General features: G+C 58.9%; 16 protein-coding genes. 13 read left to right on the top strand and 3 right to left on the bottom strand.

All coding sequences use genetic code 11. The annotated features are described in order from the left end of the window. The first annotated feature begins 10 nt into the window (after window positions 1–10). Window positions 11–892 (top strand): ParB/RepB/Spo0J family partition protein, encoded by an 882-nt coding sequence (locus RAC79_RS06010; protein ID WP_078052273.1) that lies wholly within the window; start codon window positions 11–13, stop codon window positions 890–892. A gap of 61 nt (window positions 893–953) precedes the next feature. Here RAC79_RS06010 and RAC79_RS06005 read toward each other — a convergent pair whose 3' ends face one another. Then, on the bottom strand, window positions 954–1,166 hold the full coding sequence (locus RAC79_RS06005; RefSeq protein ID WP_003520210.1) for a DUF1674 domain-containing protein: 213 nt from the start codon (window positions 1,164–1,166) through the stop codon (window positions 954–956). A gap of 116 nt (window positions 1,167–1,282) precedes the next feature. Between RAC79_RS06005 and htpX the strand changes: the two genes are divergently transcribed. From htpX to purH, 4 genes are all read left to right on the top strand, one after another. Further along, a complete protein-coding gene (gene htpX, locus RAC79_RS06000; protein ID WP_078052274.1) occupies window positions 1,283–2,248 on the top strand; it encodes a zinc metalloprotease HtpX in 966 nt (321 codons plus the stop codon). Continuing rightward, window positions 2,245–3,630: an RsmB/NOP family class I SAM-dependent RNA methyltransferase gene (locus tag RAC79_RS05995; RefSeq protein ID WP_078052275.1), complete on the top strand. Its 1,386-nt coding sequence runs from the start codon at window positions 2,245–2,247 to the stop codon at window positions 3,628–3,630. Before htpX ends, RAC79_RS05995 begins: the two co-directional genes overlap by 4 nt. Before the next feature lie 125 nt (window positions 3,631–3,755). Then, a complete protein-coding gene (locus RAC79_RS05990) occupies window positions 3,756–5,423 on the top strand; it encodes a heparinase II/III family protein (RefSeq protein ID WP_198939124.1) in 1,668 nt (555 codons plus the stop codon). Window positions 5,424–5,575: 152 nt separating this feature from the next. Next, on the top strand, window positions 5,576–7,192 hold the full coding sequence (purH, locus tag RAC79_RS05985; RefSeq protein ID WP_078052276.1) for a bifunctional phosphoribosylaminoimidazolecarboxamide formyltransferase/IMP cyclohydrolase: 1,617 nt from the start codon (window positions 5,576–5,578) through the stop codon (window positions 7,190–7,192). A gap of 83 nt (window positions 7,193–7,275) precedes the next feature. Here the strand turns inward: purH and RAC79_RS05980 are convergent, their stop codons facing one another. Together RAC79_RS05980 and RAC79_RS05975 are read right to left on the bottom strand one after the other, a co-directional pair. Continuing rightward, a complete protein-coding gene (locus tag RAC79_RS05980) occupies window positions 7,276–8,808 on the bottom strand; it encodes a UxaA family hydrolase (RefSeq protein ID WP_065656835.1) in 1,533 nt (510 codons plus the stop codon). A 42-nt stretch (window positions 8,809–8,850) separates the two neighbouring features. After that, window positions 8,851–9,543 (bottom strand): FadR/GntR family transcriptional regulator, encoded by a 693-nt coding sequence (locus RAC79_RS05975; RefSeq protein ID WP_174039755.1) that lies wholly within the window; start codon window positions 9,541–9,543, stop codon window positions 8,851–8,853. A 254-nt stretch (window positions 9,544–9,797) separates the two neighbouring features. Here RAC79_RS05975 and RAC79_RS05970 point away from each other — a divergent pair, with 254 nt between their 5' ends. From RAC79_RS05970 to RAC79_RS05935, 8 genes are all read left to right on the top strand, one after another. Continuing rightward, on the top strand, window positions 9,798–11,363 hold the full coding sequence (locus RAC79_RS05970) for a sugar ABC transporter ATP-binding protein (RefSeq protein WP_161987780.1): 1,566 nt from the start codon (window positions 9,798–9,800) through the stop codon (window positions 11,361–11,363). Window positions 11,364–11,371: 8 nt separating this feature from the next. Next, entirely contained in the window at window positions 11,372–12,394 is a 1,023-nt protein-coding gene (locus tag RAC79_RS05965; protein ID WP_065656837.1) for an ABC transporter permease, read from the top strand. A gap of 76 nt (window positions 12,395–12,470) precedes the next feature. Next, entirely contained in the window at window positions 12,471–13,412 is a 942-nt protein-coding gene (locus tag RAC79_RS05960; RefSeq protein WP_003520222.1) for an ABC transporter substrate-binding protein, read from the top strand. 65 nt (window positions 13,413–13,477) lie between these two features. Further along, the gene (locus tag RAC79_RS05955) at window positions 13,478–14,491 is read left to right on the top strand and encodes an aldo/keto reductase (protein WP_174036627.1); all 1,014 of its coding nucleotides are present in this window, start codon (window positions 13,478–13,480) and stop codon (window positions 14,489–14,491) included. Window positions 14,492–14,495: 4 nt separating this feature from the next. Then, the gene (locus RAC79_RS05950) at window positions 14,496–15,317 is read left to right on the top strand and encodes an amidohydrolase (protein ID WP_174039754.1); all 822 of its coding nucleotides are present in this window, start codon (window positions 14,496–14,498) and stop codon (window positions 15,315–15,317) included. 3 nt (window positions 15,318–15,320) lie between these two features. Beyond that, on the top strand, window positions 15,321–16,331 hold the full coding sequence (locus RAC79_RS05945; RefSeq protein ID WP_174036625.1) for a zinc-binding alcohol dehydrogenase family protein: 1,011 nt from the start codon (window positions 15,321–15,323) through the stop codon (window positions 16,329–16,331). Continuing rightward, entirely contained in the window at window positions 16,328–17,461 is a 1,134-nt protein-coding gene (locus tag RAC79_RS05940; protein WP_174036624.1) for a mannitol dehydrogenase family protein, read from the top strand. The genes RAC79_RS05945 and RAC79_RS05940 overlap by 4 nt, the downstream gene beginning before the upstream one ends. 11 nt (window positions 17,462–17,472) lie before the next feature. Next, complete coding sequence (locus tag RAC79_RS05935; RefSeq protein WP_080856896.1) at window positions 17,473–17,802, top strand: L-rhamnose mutarotase; 330 nt, start codon at window positions 17,473–17,475, stop codon at window positions 17,800–17,802. Window positions 17,803–17,822 lie beyond the last annotated feature (20 nt).

Below are 17,822 nucleotides of genomic sequence, written 5' to 3'. Positions count from 1 at the left end.
GTAATATCTTATGAGTGATGATCTTTCCAAGCGTCGGCTGGGGCGCGGTCTTGCCGCATTGATTGGAGAAATGGACCAGCCTGTGCCTGTGGGTGAGCCTCAGCGCGCTGTTAACGCCGATCGTACCATTCCCATCGAATTCATCGCTCGCAGCCAGAGGAACCCGCGGCGTCATTTCGACGAGAACGAGCTGCAGGATCTTGCTGCCTCCATTCGTCAGCATGGAATTGTTCAGCCTGTGGTCGTAAGAACGGTTGAAGTCAACCGATACGAGATTATTGCGGGCGAGAGGCGCTGGCGTGCGGCGCAGCTGGCGGGCTTTACCGATGTTCCCGTCATCGTTCGCGATGTGGATGATCGCACGGCGCTGGAACTGGCAATTGTCGAAAACGTACAGCGTTCCGACCTCAATCCGCTTGAAGAAGCGATGGGGTATGAGCAGCTGATCGCCGAACATGGCTATACGCAGAATGATCTCGGCGAAATCATCGGCAAGAGCCGAAGCCACGTTGCCAACAGCCTGCGGCTTTTGAAGCTTCCCGATCCGGTACGGGATATGCTGGCGGATGGTTCGCTCTCTGCAGGTCATGCCCGCGCGCTTGTTTCCACTTCCGATCCGGCGACGCTCGCGAAAACAATCGTATCCAAGGGACTTTCGGTCCGTGATGCCGAGCGCCTGGCGCAGAACGATATCAAATCGCAGGGCGATGTTGCGGAGAAGCGACCTGCGGCGGAAAAGGATTCCGATACGATCGCGCTCGAACGCAGCCTGTCCGATGCTCTCGGGCTGGATGTGAAGATCAGCCACAAGGGCGGATCGGGGCAAATCCGTATCGGTTATCGGACATTGGAACAGCTTGAAGCGGTATGCCGGCTTCTGGAGCAGAAATAAGTAACTATTTGTTTTAAAATATAAAATACCCGCCTTTGGCGGGTATTTTTATTTACGGCGTTCAAAAGTCGATGGCCCGGCCTTTTATTTCGTAATCGCCGAAACGCACGGGTTCCGCGCCGCCGCGGCCGCCGGTTTCCGGCGGCAACTGGAGATCGGCCTGTTGCTTGCGCCGTTCTTCCGCTTCTTTCAACGCTCGCTGCGCCGCCGGCGAAAGTCGCTTTACACTTTCCGCGCCACTGTCTGTGGCGTTGTCATTATCCGCATTCTGCATGAAATCCTCCCTATGACGGGATATTGAAATACGTTTGCCGCTTACCAGATTATATAATCCGAGGGGCTTTATAAACCCCGGAATATTCCCGGTGAGTGACAAGGAGAGTTTAACGGATGAACATGATGCGCACGGCAATGCTTCTGGCCTTCATGACCGCATTGTTCATGGGTGTCGGTTTTCTGATTGGCGGCAAGGGCGGCATGATGATTGCCCTGGTCATCGCGGCCGGTATGAATATTTTTTCCTACTGGAACTCTGACAAGATGGTTCTCTCCGCCTATCATGCGCGGGAGATCGACGAGGCGAATGCGCCCGAATTTTTTCACATGATCCGCGACCTGTCGCAGAATGCCGGTCTGCCGATGCCGAAGGTTTATATTTACGATAGCCCGCAACCCAATGCCTTCGCGACCGGGCGGAATCCGCAGAATGCCGCTGTTGCCGCTTCGACAGGACTGCTGGAGCGTCTCACGCCCGAGGAAGTGGCCGGTGTCATGGCGCATGAGCTTGCGCATGTGCAGAACCGGGACACGCTGACCATGACAATTACCGCCACGCTGGCCGGCGCCATCTCCATGCTCGGCAATTTTGCCTTCTTCTTCGGCGGCAACCGGGAGAACAACAATAATCCGCTCGGATTTATCGGCGTGCTGGTCGCGATGATCGTGGCGCCGCTGGCAGCGATGCTGGTGCAGATGGCGATCAGCCGCACGCGGGAATATTCCGCTGACCGGCGCGGCGCGGAAATCTGCGGCAACCCTCTGTGGCTTGCTTCCGCCTTGCAGAAGATTTCGGGCATGGCGCAGCGCATCCACAATGACGATGCCGAGCGTAACCCGGCAACGGCACATATGTTCATCATCAATCCGCTTTCCGGCGAGCGCATGGACAATCTCTTCTCCACCCATCCGAATACGGAAAACCGCGTGGCCGCGCTGCATGCCATGGCACAGGAGTTTTCCCCGCGAGGATCGACGCCGCCGCCATCGGGTGATAGACCTCTGCGCAAATTAGGCTCCGTTCCCAAAACAGGCTGGGGACGCGGCAATGAAAACGAGCGCAAGGGGCCGTGGTCTTGACATCCGATATTCAGAATAAGCCGGCGCGGTCCAGAAAACCGAGACCAGCAAATGGGAGGGGCCGTGAAGACGGCCCTTCGTCTTTCCAGGACAAGCCGGGTCTCGCCGCGCGCATCGCCGCGACCCGCATTCTGGCGGCCGTTCTGGAAAAGAAGACCTCGCTGGATGGGATGCTCGATAGCGAAAACGGCAATCCCGTCTATCGAGCCCTGTCGCTTGCGGACCGGGCGCTGGTGAGAGCCATCGTCAACAGCGCGCTTCGCCACCTCCCGCGGATTGAAACGGCATTGTCGATGCTGCTGGATGGGCCGCTGCCGCAGGGCGCGCGTTCGCTGCATCACGTTCTCGTCGTCGGTGCGGCGCAGATGCTTTACCTCGATGTGCCGGATCATTCCGCTGTCGATCTCGCCGTGGAGCAAGCTCACCGCGATCCGCGCAACCGGCGTTTCGTCAAACTGGTGAACGCCGTTCTTCGACGGCTCGGTCGTGAAAAAGCGGATATCGAGAAGGCTGTCGCCGGCGTTCCGGTACTGCCGGACTGGTTCCATGCGCGGCTTGTTTCCGCTTACGGCAATGAGGTTGCGCAAAGGATTTCGGAGGCGCAGCTGACACCCTCCTCAATTGATCTGACGATCAAGGCTGATCCTGCTCTTTGGGCGGAAAAACTGGGCGGTACGCTCATGCCGAATGGCAGCGTGCGCCTGGGTGAATTCGAGGGGCAGATCCCATCGCTTGAAGGCTTCGCTGAAGGTGCGTGGTGGGTGCAGGATCTCGCCGCCAGCATGCCGGTTCGCCTTATGGGCGACATCGCGGGTAAACGTGTCGCAGATCTCTGTGCTGCTCCGGGCGGCAAGACCGCGCAGCTTGCACTGGCGGGCGCCAATGTGACGGCGCTGGATCAGTCCGGTAACCGTCTTCGTCGCCTCAGGGAAAATCTCGACCGGCTTGGCCTCCGCGCCGAAACGGTGGAAGCCAATATGCTGAAGTACCAGCCGGAACAGCTTTTTGACGCGGTCCTCCTCGATGCGCCCTGTTCTTCCACCGGGACACTTCGCAAACATCCCGATGTCTGCTGGACCAAGGATGAGAACGACATTGCCAAACTCGCTGCCCTTCAGGGACAGATGCTGCGGCATGCGCTGACGCTTGTTGGCCCCGGCGGCCTTGTGGTCTTCTCCAATTGCTCGCTCGATCCTTCCGAAGGAGAAGCGATGATTGCCGAGGTTCTGGCGGAATATCCGGGTGTGGAGCGTGTTGCCGTCCGCCGCGAGGATTGGCCTGGAATGGAAGCGGCTATCAGCCCCAATGGCGATCTTCGTACGACACCGGACATGTTCGGCGGCGTCGATGGGTTTTTTAGCAGTGTCTTGCGTAAGAAGTAGAAAAAAGCCAAGCTTTCGCGAATCATTAGATATTTATCGAAAACGTTCCGGTCGTCGCGGTTCACTGATAAAAACAAAACATGTGAAACGGGAAACACAGCTTGTTAGGGTCCTTTGCAGGCAGCATGAATGCCGCCGGTCTTCTGTCGCGGATGGCGTATCGTCATCTGTGTGTCGGCCTCACCCCTTTGCGCCTGCATATGTCGCGATTTGCCACCCGTGCACCAGACGGTCTGGTGGCGGCGCCGACCGATCTCAGAGCCATCGATCCCTATTTCGCCGAGGAACTGTTGCGGGGCCGCATCGCGCTGGCCGGGCGTGTCGTCGAAACCGGCGGAGCTTCGCCATTTCAGGTGGAATATCCATCGGCGGTCTTTGAAGAACGGCTGCATGCATTCAGTTGGCTACGGCATATTCGCTCCGATAAATCGAGCGAGGCCTGCAAACGGGCGCGTCGTATTGTTGCGGAATGGATGGTGCTTCATGGCAAACGGCTTGCAGGCACTGCCTGGTCGCCGGAAATCGCCGCACAAAGGCTGATTGCCTGGCTTTCGCACTCTCCCGTGGTTTTATACGAGGCCGATGCCGGTTTTTATCGCCGGTTCCTGAAAAGCCTCGCATTTCATGTGCGTTATCTCGAAAGAATCGTCCGACATGCGCCGGATGGCGAAGCGCGGCTGAGGATCAGGATTGCCTTGGCCATGGCTTCCATCGCCATGCCAACGCGCCTTTCGCGGATCACGCGGAATGGAATGAAGCTGGCTCAGGAAATGGAACGCCAGATTCTGCCCGATGGCGGGCATGTTTCCCGCAATCCACGCGTCATGCTGGACCTGCTGCTCGATCTCCTGCCGCTTCGGCAAAGTTATATCAATCTCGGCCACGATCTGCCCTCCGGCCTGGTGCCGGCGATAGACCGCATGTTCCCGGCGATCCGGTTCTTCCGGCATCAGGGCGGCGATCTCGCGCTGTTCAACGGCGCTACGGCGACGCTCGCCAATGAGCTTGTTTCGGTGCTGCGCTATGATGAAACGGCCGGCCGGCCCTCCAAGGTTCTGCCGGACGTGAATTACCACCGGCTTGCGACGGACGATACGGTCATCATCGTGGATACGGGCTATCCCGGCTCGGCGGAGCTTTCACGCAATGCCCATTCGGGTTGCCTGTCTTTCGAAATGTCCTGTGGCAAGAACCGCTTCATCGTCAATTCCGGCTTTCCACGCAACGCCGCGCCGGAATATCAGCGGGCCAGCCGTTCCACGGCGGCGCATTCCACCGTCACGCTTGCGGATACATCATCGTGCAGACTGTCGCGCTCGCGGCTGCTTGGTCCGATCATGGTATCAGGCGTCAGCCACGTCGACAGCCGGCGTGGAACGGATGCGAACGGCAATGACATCCTGTGGGCGTCTCATGACGGCTATTTGCAGAATTTCGGCTGCCACCATGAGCGGGAAATAGAATTGAATGCGGCCGGCACCAAGATAAAGGGTCGCGATCTGCTTCGGGCCGATGCGAGTGCGGTAAAAACGCAATTGCAGTCGGTCACGGCGGTTTCACGTTTCCATATTCATCCCCACATTCAGATACACCAGCGGGATGAGGAGTCCGCCTATCTGGAGGCAGCGGATGGAACCGTCTGGCTGTTTTCCGCACCGGGGCTGGAGCTTTTCGTCACCGAGGATGTCTTCATGGCCGATGCGTCCGGTATGCGCCCGTCGCAGCAGATCGAACTCCCCTTCAATCTCGCAAATACGCGGGAAATCCGCTGGCTCATCGAACGCCAGGCTTAGACAATTTCCGGCGGTGCCGGTCAAAAACCACCATAGTTTTCACCGTTCGGCATCCCCGCTGTTTATTAATCCGGTAAGCTGTGTTAACGCGGCGGCAGTTGCTGGATCAATCCCATTCCAGCCTGTCCTCCCCGTTAAACGGAGTATGCCTGATGGCCGTCGTGTCCAAAAAAATCCCCGCCCCCGATAAGGTCAAAATCCGCACGGCGCTTCTTTCCGTGTCCGACAAGACTGACATTATCGAGCTGGCGACGGTTCTGTCGAAGCTTGGCGTCAAGCTTCTGTCGACCGGTGGAACGGCGAAGGCCATTGCCGAAGCAGGCTTGCCGGTGACGGATGTCTCCGACGTAACGAATTTTCCCGAGATCATGGACGGTCGCGTCAAGACGCTGCATCCCAATGTCCATGGCGGGCTTCTGGCCATCCGGGACGATGCAGAGCATGTCGAGGCGATGAAGGCGCACGGCATCGAGGCAATCGATCTCTCGGTCATCAATCTCTATCCCTTCGAGGAAGTTCGCGCCAAGGGCGGCGATTATCCGACGACGGTGGAGAACATCGATATTGGCGGCCCGGCGATGATCCGCGCTTCCGCCAAGAACCATGCCTATGTCACGGTGGTTACCGATCCGTCTGACTATCCCGATCTGGTTGAAGCCCTGCAGGCCGATGACGGCCAGACATCCTATGCGCTGCGCCAGCGTTTTGCCGCCAAGGCCTATGCCCGCACCGCCGCCTATGATGCGGTGATTTCCAACTGGTTTGCCGAGGCGCTTGCGATCGAAACACCGGATTACCGCGCCATCGGCGGCGCGCTGAAGGAAAAGATGCGGTATGGCGAAAACCCGCATCAGAGCGCTGGTTTTTACCTCACCGGCGAAAAGCGTCCGGGCGTTGCAACGGCCACGCTTCTTCAGGGCAAGCAGCTTTCCTATAACAACATCAATGACACCGATGCAGCTTACGAGCTCGTGGCGGAATTCCTGCCGGAAAATGCGCCGGCAGTCGCCATCATCAAGCACGCCAATCCCTGCGGCGTGGCGACGGGTCCGACACTTGCCGAAGCTTACCGGCGGGCGCTGGCATGCGATTCCGTGTCGGCCTTTGGCGGCGTCATCGCCCTGAACCGCACGCTCGATGCGGAAACGGCGGAAGAAATCGTCAAACTCTTCACTGAAGTCATCATCGCGCCTGATGTTACCGAAGAAGCCAAGTCCATCATTGCCCGCAAGCCGAACCTGCGCCTGCTGGCCGCTGGTGGCCTGCCTGATCCCCGCGCGGCGGGCATTACCGCGAAGACCGTCTCGGGCGGCCTGTTGGTGCAGAGCCGCGACAATGGCATGGTCGAGGATCTGGACCTCAAGGTCGTCACCAAGCGTGCGCCGACGCCGCAGGAACTTGAAGACATGAAATTTGCCTTCAAGATCGCCAAGCATGTGAAGTCCAATGCCGTCATTTACGCAAAGGACGGGCAGACGGCTGGCATCGGCGCGGGCCAGATGAGCCGTGTGGATTCGGCTCGTATCGCTGCCCAGAAGGCGGAAGATGCCGCCAAGGCTCTTGGCCTTGCCGAACCGTTGACGCGCGGCTCCGCCGTCGCTTCGGAAGCATTTTATCCCTTTGCCGACGGTTTGCTCGCTGCGATTGCCGCAGGTGCCACCGCCGTCATCCAGCCGGGCGGCTCCATGCGCGATCAGGAAGTGATTGACGCCGCGAATGAGCATAATGTGGCGATGGTCTTTACCGGCATGCGCCACTTCCGCCACTAAACGCGGAAACAACCTGAAATAACAAAGGCCCGGAAATCACTTTCCGGGCCTTTTGTTTCACGTGGGACAGTTTTAATTTTCGGTCAGGTCACTGCGCCGACCTGCCACGGTACAAATTCATTGTCGCCGTAGTCGTATATCTCGCTGACGGTCTTTTCGCCGGAGGCCACCGCCAGAATATGCTCGAAAATTCGTTTGCCGGATTCTTCGATGGTTTCAGCGCCGGTGACGATCTCACCGCAATTGATATCCATGTCTTCCTTCATGTGTTCATACATTTCGGAATTGGTGGCGATCTTGATGCAGGGTGACGGCTTGAAGCCCGAAACCGAGCCGCGGCCAGTGGTGAAACAGATGACGTTGCAGCCGCCGGCGACCTGGCCGGTGACGGCAACAGGGTCATAGCCGGGCGTATCCATGAAGACGAAACCCTGCTCCGTTACGGTTTCGGCGAATTCATAAACCGCCTTCAGCGGCATGGAGCCGCCCTTGGCGACCGCGCCCAGCGATTTTTCCAGAATGGTGGTGAGGCCGCCAAGCTTATTGCCGTGGGAGGGGTTGTTATTCAGTTCGTCGCCATTGCGGGCGGTATAATCACGCCACCAGTCGATACGCTGTAGCAGCTTTTCGGCGACGGCAGGGGTGACGGCGCGCTTCGTCAGGAGGTGTTCAGCGCCGTAAATCTCCGGCGTCTCGGAGAGGACCGTGGTTCCACCGTTGCGGACGATCAGGTCGGAGGCATAACCCAGAGCCGGGTTGGCGGAAATGCCGGAATAACCATCCGAGCCGCCGCATTCCAGTGCCACCTTCAGCTTGGAAAGCGGTTGCTCCGTTCGGCGGGCGGCATTGACCATCGGTAGCATGGCCTTGATCTCGGCAATCGCCGCATCGATCGTCTTGCGGGTGCCGCCATGCTGCTGGATCGTCATGGTGCGCAGCCGCTCACCCTCTTCCATCTTGTAATGTTCGAGAATGGGCGCGATCTGGTTGGTTTCACAACCGAGGCCGATCAGCAGAATGCCGCCGAAATTCGGGTGGCGGGCATAGCCCTGAATAGTTCGGATCAGCAGGCGGTAACCTTCCGATTTCGTATTCAGCGCACAGCCGCCGCCATGGGTCAGCGCCACGACGCCATCGACATTGTCGAAACCATCAAGGCCGCCCTGCTTGTTGAAATAATCCGCGATGTAACGCGAGACCGTGGCGGAACAGTTCACCGAAGCGATGACGCCGATATAGTTTCGTGTTCCGACGCCACCGAGGCCACGGTCATAACCCTTGAACGTTCGGCGTTCGGCTTCCGGGACCATGCCCTTTTCTTCGATATCAACGCTGAACTGATGCGCGTGTTCGGAAGGCACCATGGCGAGATTGTGCAGGTGCACGTGGCGGCCGGGCTCGATATCCTGGGTTGCGATACCGATGACCTGTCCGTATTTCAGCACCTCATCGCCCGATTTGATGAATTTGAGGGCCACCTTGTGCCCGCGCCCGATCAGCTCGAGCGCCGCCAGATCGCCCCTGCCCGTCGCGCCGCCGGCCGGAATGGACCGACGTGCCACCGCAACATTGTCGTTGGCGTTCAGCAAAATGGTTGCCTCGGAATTCTCACTCACGGGTTTTCCTCCTCCCGGTATATTGCCTGTTATGTTTCCAGATCAGTTTTCGACCCAGCGTCTCTTCGAACCTTCCAGATGGGTATGCATGGCGGCCTGCGCCAGTAGCGGGTCTTTCAGTTCAAGCGCTGCCAGAATGGCCTCGTGTTCCTGAAGCGCATGGGTCCAAGTGTCGCGGTCTTCGAATTTCACGCGAAGCTGGGCCGAAATGGGGCTGTGGCGCTCATCGAAGAGGTTGGCCACCATTCGGGCCAAAACGCTGTTACCGGATTGCTCGGCGATGGTGACGTGAAACAGCCGATCCTGATCCAGAGGCTTGCGACCGGCCTCGATTTCCCGCTGCATGGTATTGAGTATTTGCCGGAGGGCCGCGATTGTCTCATCGGTCATCCGGCTTGCCGCCAGCACGATGGTGGCACCCTCCAGCGCAGCGCGCGCCTGCATCAGTTCGGAGGGGCTGTCACCGAGCGATTTGGTATGGTGGGTCGTCTGCAACGCTTCCGCCGACACATAAACCCCGGAACCCATGCGAATTTCGACGGTGTTGTCGATTTCAAGCGCAATCAGCGCCTCGCGCAAGGAAGGCCTCGATACGCCGAGCTTCTGTGCAAGTTCGCGTTCGGCGGGAAGCCGCGTGCCGGGCAGGAATTCACCCATATCGATGAGTTCGCGTATCTGGTCCGCAATCTGCTGATAAAGCCTGCGCGGTTCCGCTATTTTGGCCTGACCACTCATGTGTTTTTCGACGAGTCCTGTCTGCAATCCGTATTTGGCCTTACCGTAACGCCAAGCGTCTCAATACGCAAGGAATTACTTAAGCATATGAAATAACTCATTTATTATTGGTTATTGTTTCATGTGTCGCTTCCGCTTTGGATATGGCTTCGCAAATTTTGGCCTAATTGGCTTGACCATTCTGAAAAACCGGCCTAACCATTTGGCCTGTTCATGGCCCCGGTGGAGCGGGGATACGGGTGGGAGGTTTCCAGATGTCGCAGGGCGCATCGACAATTCGGGGCGATTTTTCGCCTGAACAGATGGCGCATGGACAGCGCGCGGTGCTTCTGCGCCTGGATAATATCAGCAAGGAATTTCCCGGCGTCAAAGCACTGTCGAACGTGCATTTCGATCTGCGCGCCGGCGAGGTGCATGCCGTCTGCGGTGAGAATGGTGCGGGAAAATCGACTCTGATGAAGATCGTCAGCGGCGTCTATCAGCCGAGCGACGGCACCATCCTTCATAAAGGCGTGAAGGTGCAATATGCATCGCCGCTGGAGTCCGAAGCTGCCGGCATCGCCATCATTCATCAGGAACTCAACCTCGTTCCGCATCTTTCCGTCGCCGAAAACATCTATCTTGCGCGCGAACCGCGTCGCGGTTTCCTCGTCGACCGCAAGAAGCTGCGCCTCGATGCCAAGCGCTGTCTCGACCGGTTGGGTGTCGACATCGACCCCGACCAGATCGTCCGCGGTCTTTCAGTTGCCCAATGTCAGATGGTGGAAATCGCCAAGGCGCTTTCTCTTGACGCTGAAGTGCTCATCATGGATGAGCCGACGTCTTCGCTGACCGAGCAGGAAACCCGGCTCCTGTTCAAGGTCATTCGCGATCTCAAGGCATCCGGTGTCGGAATCGTTTATATTTCCCACCGTCTCGATGAAATGGCAGAAATCGTCGACCGTGTGACGGTTCTGCGCGATGGACGTTATATTTCGACCGACGATTTCGCTTCGATCACCGTTGACGACATCGTCACGCGCATGGTCGGGCGTTCGCTGGAAGACAAATTCCCCGAGCGTACATCGCGCCCCACGGAAGATGTTATTTTTTCCGTCGAGGGCCTAACACGCAGCGGCGTGTTCCACGACGTCGGTTTTTCGCTGCGACGTGGCGAAATCCTTGGCTTTGCCGGGCTGATGGGTGCTGGCCGCACCGAAGTCGCCCGGGCCATCTTCGGCGCAGATCCGCTTGATGCTGGCAGGATCGTTTTCAACGGGCGGGAGCTTTCGATCAGCTCGCCGCAGGACGCCATCGAGGAGGGCATCGCCTATCTCTCGGAAGACCGCAAAAGCGATGGCCTCGCCATCAAGATGTCGGTGGCGGCCAATACGACGCTTGCCAATCTCGGCGAGGTTTCCAACCGTTTCGGGCTGATCGATTTCAAGAAACATGACGATGTGGCAAAGCGCTACGTCGATCTCCTGAATATCCGTACTCCCTCGATCGGGCAGACGGTGCGGCTGCTTTCCGGCGGCAATCAGCAGAAAATCATCATCGGCAAATGGTTGTTCCGGCAATCTCGCGTGCTGTTTTTCGACGAGCCGACACGCGGCATCGATGTCGGCGCGAAATTCGCGATCTACAAGATCATGGACGAGCTCGCCGCGCAGGGCATCGGCGTCATTCTCATCAGTTCGGAACTGCCGGAAATTCTTGGGCTGACGGATCGTATCGCCGTTTTCCACCAGGGCCGGATTACGGGCGTGCTCGAAACCGCCAAGACCAATCAGGAAGAAATCATGCGGTATGCGTCCGGTTACGGCCGGACCGCGCAGTGAGGAACGACATGGCCAATATTGCAGAACCCAAGAAGAGCTTCGCAGTCAGCGACCGCCAGAAGGATATTATCCAGAAGTTTGCCGCACTTGGCAGCCTCTTTGCGCTTGTCGCGGTCTTTTCCGCCACCAGCAGCGCCTTCTTCACCGTCAATAACGGCATGACGATTGCGTTGCAGGTCACGTCCATCGCGTTGCTCGGCATCGGGGCTACCTGTGTCATCATCACCGGTGGCATCGATCTTTCCGTCGGTTCGGTGCTTGCGCTTGCCGGTGTCGTCGCCGCCCTTGCGGTGAAGGAACTCGGTATGCCGGTGCCGGTCGGCATGTTGCTCGGCATTCTGACGGGGTCACTCTGCGGTCTCATCAACGGTCTTCTGGTCACCCGTTTCAAGCTGCCGCCCTTCATCGCCACCCTCGGCATGATGTTGATCGCTCGTGGCGTAGCGCTGCAGATCACCGGTGCGCGCGCCGTCTCCGGCCTCGGCGAATCTTTCGGCGAACTCGGCAATGGCGCCCTCTTCCGCATCGTCACTATCGGTGACGACGGCTTTCCGAATGTGGTGTTTCCCGGCATCCCCTACCCCGTCATCCTGATGGTGGTGATTGCGCTTGCCGTTTCCTTCATGCTCAACCGCTCGATCCTCGGCCGTCACATTTACGCTGTCGGTTCCAACGCCGAAGCCGCGCGTCTTTCCGGCGTCAATGTCGCCCGCGTCACAAATTTCACCTACATCCTGTCCGGCACGCTCGCCGGGCTGACGGGCTGCGTGCTGATGTCTCGCCTCGTCACCGCCCAGCCGAACGAGGGTGTTATGTATGAGCTGGACGCCATTGCCAGCGCCGTTATCGGCGGCACATCGCTGATCGGCGGCGTGGGAACGATTTCCGGTACGGCCATCGGCGCTTTCGTCATCGGCATCCTGCGCAACGGTCTCAACATGAATGGCGTCTCCGCCTTCACACAACAGATCATCATCGGCCTCGTCATTCTGGTCACCGTCTGGATCGACCAGTTGCGCAACCGCCGCTGATCAAGGGCCTGCGGACCCTTTCCGCAAAAAAGATCGGCAAGGGGAGGCCCGGTATGCCGACATCACGGAGGAAGAAATGAAGAAAATTGCGACTGCCCTTCTGACATCCGCAATTGCGCTGTGGAGCGTTTCCACCGTGCAGGCCGGTGAAATCGCCGTCATCGTCAAAACCGTCAACTCCACCTTCTGGCAGAACGTCCAGAAGGGCGCTGATGCGGCGATGAAGAACTCTTCCGGCAACACCATGACCTTCCAGGGTCCGGCTGCCGAGTCTGCCATTGCCGACCAGGTCAACATGGTCGAAAACGCCATCAACCGTAAGGTCGCGGGCATTGTTCTGGCGCCTTCCGACCCGGACGCGCTGGTGCCTGCCGTCAAGAAGGCCTGGGAAGCCCGTATTCCGGTGGTTCTGATCGACTCGCAGCTCGCAAAGGGCTCGGAGCAATATTACCAGTCGTTTCTGGCGACCGATAACAAGAAAGCCGGCGAACTGGCAGCGCAGGCGCTGATCGACAAGGTGGGCAAGGAAGGCAAGATCGCCGTCATGTCCTATGTCGCCGGTGCCGGTTCGGAAATCGGCCGTGTCGGCGGTTTCACCGATTACATCCAGATGAACTCCAACCTGAAGATCGTCGGCCCGTTCTATTCGCAGTCGCAGATGGCGACCGCGCTGAACCAAACGACCGACGTTCTGGCCGCCAATTCCGACCTTAAGGGCATTTTTGGCGCCAATGAGCCGACGGCAATCGGCGTCGGTCGCGCGCTCGCGCAGAGCGGCAAGGCCGGCAAGGTTGTCGCCATCGGCTTCGACGGCAACCAGGACCTTCAGGGCTTCGTCAAGGATGGCACGCTGGCCGGTATCGTGGTTCAGGGTTCCTATCAGATGGGTGAAAAGGGCGTAGAGACCATTTCCAAGCTCATCGGCAAGGAAAAGGTCGAGAAGTTCGTCGACACTGGCGTCGTTGTTGTCACCAAGGACAATATCGAAAAGCCGGAAGCCAAGAACGTTCTTTATTGATTGCGTGATGACGCGCCGCTTTGCGGCGGCGCGTCTTTCCACAGACAAGCTGGAAAGTCCCTGCGATGAAAGTCTCCGATACACGTAAATTGCCGCGCCGCGCCGTCGACGTCACCGTCATGGGCCTCGGTTGCGCCCAGATGGGCAATCTCTACCGCGTCACGCCCTATGAAGAGTCCAAGGGTGCGTTCGACAAGGCATGGGAAAGCGGCATGCGTTATTTCGATACCGCGCCGTTTTATGGCTATACGCGGTCGGAGCGTCGCATCGGCACAATGGTGACGGAGCATGACCGGAGCGAATATACGCTCAGCACCAAGGTCGGCCGTGTGATGGTGCCTGACGAGACCGTGGGTCCGGAGGAGGATGCCTATATAGCGCCCCTGCCGTTCCGCCCGGTCTATGATTACTCCTATGACGGTATCCTGCGTTCCTTCGAAGCAAGCCAGCAACGGCTCGGCGTTCTGAAGCCGGATATTCTTTATGTGCATGATATCGGCTCCTTCACCCATGGCGAAAAGCACCAGCATTACTGGGAGCAGCTGACCACCGGCGGTGGCTTCCGGGCGCTTGGCAAGCTGCGCGAGGAAGGATCGACGGGTGCCGTCGGCCTCGGCGTCAATGAGTGGGAAATCGTCAGCGACGCCATGGATGTCTTCGATATCGACGTCGCCATGCTCGCCGGCCGCTATACGCTGCTGGAGCAGCAGAGCCTTGCTTTCATGAACCGTTGCGCCGAAAGCGGTGTCGCCCTCGTTGTCGCCGGTGCATTCAATTCCGGCATTCTGGCCGGCAACCGCAAATTCAATTATGCCGACGCGCCTGCCGATATTCTCACGCGTGTCGATGCGCTGCAAGGTGTTTGCGAGGAACTCGGCGTATCGCTGCAGGCGGCCGCGCTGCAATTTCCGCTTGCCCATCCGGCGTCGGTCACGGTCGTTTCGGGTGCGCGCAATGCGCAGCAGCTCGCCTCCAATATCGAGTGGTTCGAGCAGTCTATCCCGGATGAATTCTGGTCCGAACTGCACAGGCGCGGCCTGATTGCTGAAGGCGCGCCGGTGCCCGGTGGGAAGGCCTGAGGCAATGCTCATCGATGCCCACCAGCATTTCTGGCTGATGAAAGATCGCGCCGGGCAATGGCCGCCGCCGTCGCTCGCCGCCATCTACCGGGATTTTCTCCCCGCCGACCTCTCGCCTTTGCTGGCCGCTGCCGGCGTTTCCGGCACCGTGCTGGTCCAGACGATGGAGACGGCGGCTGACACGGATTTCATGCTGGAACTGGCGGAAAAGACCGATTTCATCAAGGGTGTGGTCGGCTGGGTGGACATGAAATCCGCCGATGCAGCGAGTGAAATCGCCCGTCGGGCAAAACATCCGGCGTTCAAGGGTGTCCGCCCGATGTTGCAGGGCATGGAGGATGTCGCCTGGATCGATGATCCGGCACTCGATCCCGCCGTGGCGGCGCTGGTAAAACATGGTCTGACGTTCGATGCGCTGGTCCTGCCGCCCAATCTGCCGCATCTTCTCGCCTTTGCCCGCCGCCATCCGCAATTGCCTGTCGTCATCGACCATGGCGCGAAGCCCCTGATTGCTACCGGTCACTACAGCAACTGGCGCAAGGATATGGCCGCTCTGGCGGCTCTCCCGAATGTCCATTGCAAACTTTCCGGTCTGCTGACCGAGCGCGGTGAGCAGCGGCCGGAAGCGGTACGGCCTTATGCCGAGACCATTCTGGAACTCTTTGGCGGCAACCGCGTGATTTTCGGCAGTGACTGGCCGGTGTTGCGGCTGGCGGGCGATTATCAGGCATGGCTGGATTTCTGCCACGATATCGTGCCGGCAGAAGACCATGCAGCAGTTTTCGGCGGTAACGCCATCCGTTTTTATTCCCTTTCCCACAGGTGATGCATGCTGGCGATTTTCTGCGAAACCCCAGGTCAACTCGTCTCCAAGGAACTGCCGAAACCAGTGCGTGGCGAAGGTGAAGTGCTGGTGCGTATTCGCCGCATCGGGGTTTGCGGCACGGACCTGCACATCTTCACCGGCAACCAGCCTTATCTTTCCTATCCCCGTATCATGGGCCATGAGCTTTCCGGCACGGTGGAAGAAGCGCCGCAAGGCAGCCATCTGTCCGCCGGCGATGTGGTCACCGTCATTCCCTATATCTCGTGCGGCGAATGTAGCGCCTGCCTGAAGGGCAAGAGCAATTGCTGCCGCAATATCGGTGTGCTGGGCGTTCATCGCGATGGCGGCATGGTTGAATATCTGAGCGTGCCGCAACAATTCGTGCTGAAAGCGGAGGGGTTGAGTCTCGATCAGGCGGCGATGACCGAATTTCTGGCTATCGGTGCGCATGCGGTGCGCCGTGGCGCAGTCGAGAAGGGGCAGAAGGTTCTGATCGTCGGCGCCGGCCCGATTGGTATGGCTGTTGCGGTTTTCGCGGTTCTCGATGGCGGCGAAGTAACGATGATCGACGGACGCACCGACCGGCTGGAGTTCTGTAAGGAGCATCTCGGCGTCGCCCATACGGTGGCGCTCGGCGAGGGCGACAGGGATCGCCTTTCCGACATCACCGGCGGCGATTTTTTCGATGCGGTCTTCGATGCGACCGGCAATCCGAAAGCCATGGAGCGCGGCTTTTCCTTTGTCGGCCATGGCGGCTCCTATGTGCTGGTCTCTATCGTTGCCAGCGATATCAGCTTCAACGATCCGGAGTTCCACAAGCGGGAGACGACGCTGCTCGGCAGCCGCAATGCCACGCCTCAGGATTTCGAGCGCGTCCTGCAGGCTTTGCGCGAAGGCAAGGTACCGGAAGCGCTGATCACCCATCGCATGACGCTTGCCGATGTGCCCTCCAGATTCGCCGGCCTGACCGATCCGAAGGCCGGAGTTATCAAGGGCATGGTGGAGGTCGCATGACGCTCGATACGCCCATCCTGCAATTCGGCACCAGCCGCTTTCTTCTGGCGCATGCGGATTTCTTTGTGTCGCAGGCGCTGGACAAGGGCGAGGCTCTCGGGCGTATCGCGATTGTCCAGACAACCGGCAATGCGGAGAGCCTGAAGCGAGTTGCGGCGCTGAACGGCGGGGCACCCTACCCCGTGCGTATTCGCGGCATCCGCGGTGGGCAGGAAGTGGATGAGGAAATTCAGGGCGGGGCTGTCGCGCGGGCGCTGACGGCTGCGACCGACTGGGCCGAGGTGCGCCGCCTTGCCTGCGAGGCCGCGGTCATTCTGTCCAATACGGGCGATCGCGGTTATGAGCTGGATTCGGCGGATAATGCCGGGCTTGCTGGCGATTTCACGGTCGTACCGAAAAGCTTTCCGGCGAAACTCTGCATGTTGCTGCTGGAGCGTTTTCAGCGCAATCCGGAAGCACCTGTGTCCGTCTTCCCCTGCGAACTCGTGCCGCGCAATGGCGAAAAGCTGAAACAGGTCATTCGCCGGCTTGCCGATGAGTGGCAATTGCCGGCGGGTTTTGCCTTTTATCTGAATGAGAAGTGCCGTTTTGCCAATAGTCTGGTGGATCGCATCGTCTCCGAGCCTATCGACCCGGTGGGTGCGGTGGCGGAACCCTATGCGCTATGGGCAATCGAGAAGCAGGACGGGCTTGTCCTTCCCTGCACGCACCCTGCCGTGGTGCTGACGGACGATCTCGATCACTATGAAAAGCTGAAGCTTTTCCTGCTCAATCTCGGCCATTCCTATCTGGCGGAACGCTGGTTGCAGGATGCGCGTGCGAAGGACGAGACGGTGCGTCAGGCAATGGCCGACGATGCTCTCGTTGCGGGTCTGGAGACGCTTTGGCGGGACGAGGTTTTGCCGGTCTTTGCCGCTGAAGGCATGGGAGATGATGCGCAGGCCTATATTGGCGTGCTGCGGGAGCGTTTGCGCAACCCCTTTCTGGCGCATCGGCTCTCCGATATCGCCGGCAACCACGATGAAAAGAAGCGTCGCCGCTTCGCCCCGATCATTGCCGCAGCGGAACGGCTGGGATTGAGCCTGCCACAGTCGAAGCTGCGCGCTGCGCTCGCCACCATCAAGCAATAACGGAGTTTTTCATGCAGCGCATGGGCATGGTCATAGGCGTCAAACCGGAGATGATCGCGGAGTATAAAAGGCTGCATGCGGCTGTGTGGCCTGAAATTCTGGCGCTTATCAGCGACTGCAATATCCGCAACTACACGATCTTCCTGCGCGAGCCGGAAAATCTGCTCTTCGGCTACTGGGAATATCACGGCAGCGATATCAGCGCCGACATGGCGAAGATGGCCGCGAGCCCCAAGAACCAGGAATGGTGGTCTTTCACCATTCCCTGCCAGCAACCGCTCGAAAGCCGGAAGGAAGGCGAGTGGTGGGCAATGATGGAAGAAACCTTCCACCACGATTGAACGATTTCCTTTGACACTGA

Origin of the sequence: Agrobacterium sp. LR_9 (assembly GCF_041954855.1) — a bacterium.
GTDB lineage: Bacteria > Pseudomonadota > Alphaproteobacteria > Rhizobiales > Rhizobiaceae > Agrobacterium > Agrobacterium leguminum.
This window is presented reverse-complemented; position numbering and strand designations above follow the sequence as displayed.